Genomic DNA, 5,781 nt, shown 5'->3' with positions numbered 1-5,781 from the left:
GATCTGGAGGACGGGGACGAAATTCAGTTTGGCAACGATGCCACTGCTACCTACTCGGTGCAAAACAAGGATCTGGATGAAATCCTGGCTACTTTTGAAAACACCCAGATCGTTGGGCTCTGAGAGGCCGCTTTCCCTGTTGAGTTTTGGCCTGTGGGGGATCCCCCTGTCCCCACGTGGGTTGAGGGGTTAACCGGCGCTCGGAGAAGGGATCCCGTCGCCGTATTTTCGGGATCGCTTGCTGGTAAACTGTGTCATACGAAAAAACAAAGCTGGGATCCCTGCTGTTCTTCCACATATTCCTTGGGCTTTCTGCTTGCGGGATCCCTTCCTTCTGTTGTCTCTAAGGGAGGATCCATCTTGCGCCCCATCCTCATTGCCGGCAACTGGAAAATGCACAAGACTCAGGCTGAGGCTCGCGAGTTTATGCGAGAGTTGGGCCTGGCTTTACGGTCATCGCCGTCAGGGTCAGCATCCCAGCGGCAGATCATCCTATGTGTGCCCTTTACAGACCTGGCGGTGGTGGCAGAGCAAAGCCGCGGATCCGACATAGCCGTGGGAGCACAAAACCTACATTGGGAGGATCAGGGGGCCTTTACCGGGGAAATTTCCGGCCCCATGCTGGCGGAATTGGGGGTGCGCTATGTCATCGTCGGCCACAGCGAACGGCGGCAGTACTTCGGCGAGACGGACGAAACCGTCAATCGGCGTCTGGCAGCCGCCCAGCGGCACGGCCTTACCCCCATCCTCTGTGTGGGAGAAAGCCAGCAGCAGCGGGAGCAAGGCTTGACCGAGTCTTGGATTGTGGGGCAATTGGATCGCGCCTTGCCGGGGATCGATCTGGAGAACTTGGTGATTGCCTATGAGCCCATTTGGGCCATCGGCACCGGCCATACTTGCGCAGCCCAAGAGGCCAACCGGGTCATCGGCTTGATCCGGCAACACCTGGGCAATGCCCAACTGCCCATTTTGTATGGCGGCTCGGTGAAGGCCGGCAACATCGATGAGCTGATGGCCCAGCCTGAGATCGACGGCGTGTTGGTGGGAGGGGCCAGCCTAGACCCCCAAGAGTTTGCCCGCATCGTCAACTTTCAGGCCCTAGCTCCCGCCTAGGCCGCTAGCGGGATTGTCCCCACAGCAGGGCTACCGGGAAGGATTTCAAGACAACGCCCACCGGCAAGGTTTCGCCGGCAGGGATCCTTTCCTGGGTTAGCCCGTTCACCCAGTCCAGCCGCTTCCAGCGCGGCAGATGAATTTCGGTATCTGCCCAAACGGATTCTCCCAGAGGATCTTGGGTTTCGTCGATCAACTTTGTTAAAAAACGCGGCACTACCGTGAGCAATACCTGCTTGCCGTGCTGACGGGCAAAAGCCACAACATGGTCAGCATGGGATCCGCTGATTTGCAGAGGAATGTAGCTGCCCTCGAGAAACAATTGGGGCTGTTCCTGGCGGGCCTTGAGCACATGATGAATCAGAAACAGCTTAATGCGTCCGTCGCTGCGGTGTAGTAGCAAATCCGCAATGAGTTGGAGAGGATCCTGTTTAACCCGCCGTTGAATTTCTTCTAGATAGGCGAGGCGACGGGAAAAATCCACAGGCCGACGATTGTCGGGATCCACCATGCTCAAATCCCACAGCTCCGTGCCTTGGTAAATATCCGGGATCCCAGGGCTGGTGAGCTTGATCAGCGTCTGCGAGAGGGAATTAAAAATGCCAAAGTGGGCAACTTTCCGTTGGAAAGGCAAAAAGGACTCCAAAAAGGGGTTAGGGCCTTGAAGGATCCGTTCGATAAAGGCGGTAGTGGCTTCTTCGTACTCGGTATCGGGGCGAAGCCAAGCGGTGTGGACCTTAGCTTCCCGCACTGCTTTGATGGCATAATCTTTGACCCGCTGTACGAACTGGGGTACCTCTTCCGGTTGGAAGGGATAAGAGCCGAGCAATGTCTGGTAGAGCAAATACTCGTCATTGCGATCCGGCAGTTCCGAGCGCTTAGCTTGTTTGCTGCGGACTTTGTAGCCGAGGTTCAGTTCATGCCAAAGGTTGATGTGCTTTTCCCACTCGGCGGGGATTTCAGAAAGCACATTCAGCCGGGCCCGCACATCTTCGCCACGCTTGGTGTCGTGGGTGGCAGAAGCATTCATGGACAGAGGCCACCGAGCTGCCCGCTCTTGATTAAAGCGGTGAAACTCTTGCACCGAAAGGCCAAAGCGACAGGGATCCCCACCGACTTCATTGAGAGATAAAAGGCGGTTGTACACATAAAAAGCAGTATCTTCTACTCCTTTGGCCATGAGAGGGCCGGCCAACTGCTGCAAGCGCATGGCAAAATGGATCTGCTCATTTTTCTCCTGGTCTGATAAATTGTCCAGAGACTCCAGGCAGAGAAAGCGCTGAATAAAATTCAGCTCATTCACCAAAACGGGCAGGTTCTCCTTGGCCTTCTCCACGGCTTGACAAATTACCTGTTGACCTTCTGGACTGAGGATCCCTTCGTGGATATAGACGCGGTAGACCGGAAAGCACACCAAAACTTCTACCAAAGCTCGACGTAAACTGTAGAGGGTAAAGTCATTGGCATAGCGATGATGGCTGGTGATCTGTTTGAGCAAAAAAGCAAGGTTATCCATATCTCCTGACAGGTTGCGCTCGATGATCAGGCGTTTTTTATCTTCGATAACCTGCTCTGGGGAATGCCGTAGATTTGTGAAATTTTGATAGAGAGAGTCAAAAGCCTCTGCATTTTCTTCTTGACAAAAGATGCCGTTGAGCTTAGCTAAAAAATCATAGCCCGTTGTGCCCTGAACCGGCCAGCTTTGGGGCAGACTTTCATTAGCCTCTAGTATTTTCTCTACCACGATGTAAAGATTTGGGCAGCGTTCCCGCAGGCGATGGAGATACTCTTCGGGATTGAACAACCCATCGATATGATCGATGCGCAAACCACTAAAACGCCCCTGTTCTGCAAGCTTAAAGATAAGCTGATGGGTTTTGCGAAACACTTCGCGATCTTCTACCCGCAGCGAGATCAGCTCGTTAATGGTAAAGAAACGACGATAATTGATCTCCTCAGCACCCACCTTCCAGAAGGAAAGGCGGAAATGTTGCCGCGCCAGAAGACTATCCAGCAGGTCAAAGCTCGACGGATCCCCTGGCTTGCCGTTAAAGATGTCAATGTTCTCGTCAAAAAAGCTCTGGATAGGTTGGCTAGAAGTGTAGAGTTCCCACAACGAATGCTTGGCAAAGCTAATTTGATCAGTGCGCTCTAGGAGATCTTCCTTGCTGGGAATGAATTTCAGGCTGAAGAGGATCCCGAGTAACTTGACGTAGTCGGGATGGCTGCGTCCCAATTTTCGCCGCAGCTTGCTCAGGTTGTAGGTAAAAACATCCGCATAGGTGTCAATATTGAGGGGGAACCTCAAGTTGTAGTAGTTAATACTTAGGCCATCGGCATCATAACGAAGCTGGATTTGACCCGACTCCAAACATTTGTCGTAGAAATCTCCCAAGAAAGGGGCTAAGATTCTGCCTTTGATCCCCAGGTAAGAGTGATTCCAATTCACATCAAAGTAGTCAACAAAATCTGAGTTGGGGCCACTCTCCAGAACATCCATGAGCATCTGGTTCTGGCCATCGTAGGCCATGTGATTGGGCACAATGTCCTGGATCCAGCCTATTCCCTGCTGATTGAGGGCTTCCCACAAGAGCTCAAACTTTTCGCTTCCCCCCAGTTCCTGGTTAATCTGCCTGGGATCCACCACGTCGTAGCCGTGGGTGCTGCCTTTGCGGGCTTGGAAGATGGGAGAGGCATACAAGTCACTGATGCCCAGCAACTTCAGGTAGGGAACAATCTGTCGTGCTGCGTCGAAGTCAAACCCAGCATGAAACTGAATGCGATAGGTGGAAGTCGGGATCCGCATGATGACCTTAGAACAATGACAAAGAAGCCGAGCTTGCCAACGGCATAGGGTCAAGAGAACAGATGTATCTAGGGTAGCGGCTAAGATCAAGGAGTCCTGCAGGGGAGAGGCGAGGTTAGTGAACTTGTCAAGGCCACAGAGGAGCGCTTCACCCCCGGTAAGGGGGCCGGCAAGGATGGCGAGGTGGGCAGGGATCCTGCTCGTGGGTGGGCTGATGGGGAGTTGGCGGAGTGAGGCAACCTGGGCAGAAAGCGAGTTTCGGGTGGGGAGTGAGCTGGTTTTGACCCTGCGCACCCCCGATGCCCCCGCTCGCCTCCGTCTGCTGAAGCAACGGTTGGAAGAGATTTTGCTACAGGCCAGCAGCCCTCAGGTGCAGGTCAGTCTGGATATCCCCAGTCCCAATCCCTCGACGACCGGCAGCGGGGATCCCCCAGCTCAAGCCGCTCGGATTCTTTTGAACCAGCAACTGCTGTTGGAGGTAACTCCAGCCGATGCAGAGGCTCATGCTGCTCCCCAACCGGCAGATCTGGCAAGGATCTGGGCGGATCGCCTGCAAACGGTGTTCAACCAGGAATCCAGTCGGCAGCAACTGTTTTTGGGATTGGGGCTGCCCCCGCACTTGACCTGGCAAGGGCGACTCTATCGCCGCGCTGAGCGTGCTGCCGCCGATACTGGGCGCTTTGTTACCGATGGCACTCGCATTCAAGATCATGTGGTCTATTGGGAGATCCCCTCTGGAGAAAACCCGTTTGATTTTACTGACAAGCCGACCCTGCCGGATCCGCCGCCGGAGCGGCTATTTTTGTTGAATCGCCACCGCCAGTTTGTGCCCTACGAGTTGTAACCGAAGTCCTTTCTCCCTCTGTTGTCTATTGTCTATGTCGTCCATTCAACGAGAACCTCGCATTCTGTTGGGCCTGCGGGCCGACCAATTTCGTCATCCCGTGGATCTGCAAGCCACCCGCTCTCTGCAGCAAGTGCCGGGGCTGGGCCTGCTGATTCAAAATTGGCTTGGCTCAACGGCAGGACAGATATTTTATCTGGACAACATTGCTTCCAGCATCCAAATTAACGAGCATCAGTTGCCGGAAATTCATCAGCTTTTGGTGCAGGCCTGTCGCATCTTGGATCTGGAGGTGCCCCAGCTCTACGTGCGGCAGAACCCCACGCCCAATGCTTACACCTTTGCCATGCAGGGGAAAAAGCCCTTCATTGTCTTGCACAGCTCTCTGCTGGATCTGTTGGAGCCGCCGGAAATTCAGGCCGTGATCGCTCATGAGTTGGGCCACTTGAAGTGCAATCACGGGGTCTACTTGACGATGGCCAACATTCTCATGCTCTCCACCAGCTTGCTCCCCTTCGGGGGGTTGTTTTATCAGGCGTTGCAGGATCAACTGATGCACTGGCTGCGGTGTGCCGAGTTTACCTGTGACCGGGCGGCGCTGTTGGTAGCCCAAGATGCCAAGACGGTGATCTCGGTGTTGATGAAATTGTGTGGGGGATCCCCGCAATTGGCCTCCAAGCTGAACGTGGACGCCTTTTTGGAGCAGGCCCGTACTTACGACGAGCTGGACGGGGATCTGTGGCAGATGGAGCTGAAGCAGATGCAAACGGTGGGGCGCACCCATCCGCTGCCGGTGCTGCGGGCCAGAGAAATCGAGCGTTGGTTCCGCAGCAACACCTATCAGCAGATCCTGGAGCTCCAGGGATTGGGCTCCGCACCGCGGACGTCAACGGCTGCTTCGTAAACTACCCGACTCCAACCGCTAAAGCAGTACAGAGCGGGCTTTTAGTAGCCCTGCAGTTGGCAAGCCAACCACGAGCCTCTGGGGTGGTTTACAGCACCCCCAATCGACCGTTAC

Annotated in this window: 4 protein-coding genes; 3 read left to right on the top strand and 1 reads right to left on the bottom strand. The window is 54.5% G+C overall.

Annotated elements, in window-relative coordinates; translation table 11 throughout:
• Positions 1–360 precede the first annotated feature (360 nt).
• On the top strand, positions 361–1,113 hold the full coding sequence (gene tpiA / locus NW838_RS07335; protein WP_414427773.1) for a triose-phosphate isomerase: 753 nt from the start codon (positions 361–363) through the stop codon (positions 1,111–1,113).
• A gap of 4 nt (positions 1,114–1,117) precedes the next feature.
• On the opposite strand, the gene treY is transcribed toward tpiA, so the two are convergent.
• On the bottom strand, positions 1,118–3,919 hold the full coding sequence (gene treY, locus NW838_RS07330; RefSeq protein WP_414427772.1) for a malto-oligosyltrehalose synthase: 2,802 nt from the start codon (positions 3,917–3,919) through the stop codon (positions 1,118–1,120).
• 175 nt (positions 3,920–4,094) lie between these two features.
• Here treY and NW838_RS07325 point away from each other — a divergent pair, with 175 nt between their 5' ends.
• Together NW838_RS07325 and NW838_RS07320 are read left to right on the top strand one after the other, a co-directional pair.
• Positions 4,095–4,763 (top strand): hypothetical protein, encoded by a 669-nt coding sequence (locus NW838_RS07325; protein WP_414332314.1) that lies wholly within the window; start codon positions 4,095–4,097, stop codon positions 4,761–4,763.
• 34 nt (positions 4,764–4,797) lie between these two features.
• On the top strand, positions 4,798–5,667 hold the full coding sequence (locus NW838_RS07320) for a M48 family metallopeptidase (RefSeq protein ID WP_011433741.1): 870 nt from the start codon (positions 4,798–4,800) through the stop codon (positions 5,665–5,667).
• Positions 5,668–5,781 lie beyond the last annotated feature (114 nt).

It is taken from the genome of Synechococcus sp. R55.2 (assembly GCF_047462075.1).
Classification (GTDB): domain Bacteria; phylum Cyanobacteriota; class Cyanobacteriia; order Thermostichales; family Thermostichaceae; genus Thermostichus.
Note: the sequence above shows the minus strand (reverse complement) of the source record. Positions and strands in the feature narration are given on the sequence as shown.